2 protein-coding genes and 1 pseudogene are annotated in these 1,283 nt (G+C 39.6%); all 3 read right to left on the reverse strand.

Features of this window, described 5'->3' with window-relative positions:
• Nucleotides 1-277: pseudogene (locus tag UC75_RS19635) on the reverse strand (glutathione-dependent disulfide-bond oxidoreductase); the annotation flags it as partial.
• A 33-nt stretch (nt 278-310) separates the two neighbouring features.
• Entirely contained in the window at nt 311-937 is a 627-nt protein-coding gene (yfcF, locus tag UC75_RS01315) for a glutathione transferase (protein WP_049836438.1), read from the reverse strand.
• A 113-nt stretch (nt 938-1,050) separates the two neighbouring features.
• On the reverse strand, nt 1,051-1,283 hold a 233-nt coding region (locus tag UC75_RS19640), incomplete at its 5' end, for a LysR substrate-binding domain-containing protein (RefSeq protein WP_265597214.1).

Below are 1,283 nucleotides of genomic sequence, written 5' to 3' on the forward strand. Positions count from 1 at the left end.
GATTAATTTCTACAAAGCCACTGCCAAATTGTTGTCCTTCACCGATTTTAATCAGCCATGCATCATATTCAGCATCTTGATGTCCTAATGCTAAAAGCTCTTCTAGCAAAATAGTGACTTTTTGACCATTAGGCGTTGCTAAAGAATAGAGCTGGAGCGGATGTTTCCCTATTGGAAGTGTATGCTCGTAACGAGCACCTGAAGTAGGTTGGTTTAAATCAGTTTTTTCTCCAGTCCATTGCCAAACTTGTGGAGGAATATAGTTTGAATCACTCATTTTTTATCTCGTGTTTGGTGTAAATATAAGGATTTAGTTATGTCGCAAGGCAAGCCATTTTTGTACGGTCGGTCGTTGCCATTGCTGTAATGCATAGTTTTTTAAACGTTCTGGTACAGCATCATCATTTTGAATAAGGCGTTGCAATATTAGAGCAAGTTCAGCATCCACAATGCTCCATGAACCAAAAAGAAATTCGGCATCAGGCGCGAGAAGTTTTTCTGCAACAAAGAAAAGTTTCTCGGCTGCTTTTTTGCCTTCTTCTGAAAGTGGAGTGGACTTTGGCTGAATAAAAATAACATCGGTTGGACGCTCAGTTCTTATGGCAACTAAGTCCGATCGGAGCCATGCCTGAATTTGTCTTGCTCTTGCACGTGCTTGAATATCTTTTGGATAAATAGATGTGTTTGGATAAAGCTCTTCTAAATATTCCAAAATGGCAGAAGATTCTGATAAAGCAAAATCGTTATGCTCAAGTACAGGCACTTTAGCAGTTAAAGACTTTGCTACATAAGATTTTTCAAATTGGCCTTGCTGGCCTAAGTTGATGGTCGCTATTTCAAATGGAATTTGTTTTTCATGTAGCCCTACAAAAACTGTAAACGCGTAGGGGCTTAGAAATTGTGAATCTGTGTACAGCTTAAAATGTTCATTATTCATTGTTATTGTCCATGTCATAAAACAATCGGATCTAGTCTAAGTGAGCTGATCCAAGATTGGGTAGCTTTTTTGTGGAAAAGCTTTATCGGTTTTTGAATTAAGCCATTTCAACATTAGGGCTTAATGTGCTGAAAATGCTGCCGAACAATACTAAGCCACGCCTGTACCGCTGGTGAGACAGGAAGATTCTTTTTCCAAGCCATCACTAAGTGCCACTGAATATTTGGTTTTTCAAGCGGTACTGCTGCAAATAAACTAGGGTCAAGCATGTCGGTATAATATTGAGGAAGAAGCGCGATACCCATGCGTTGTAATACCATGTCTGCTAAGAGGTGCCATTGGCTGG

Origin of the sequence: Acinetobacter sp. V2 (assembly GCF_001188385.1) — a bacterium.
In the GTDB taxonomy this organism is placed as follows: Bacteria; Pseudomonadota; Gammaproteobacteria; order Pseudomonadales; family Moraxellaceae; genus Acinetobacter; species Acinetobacter oleivorans.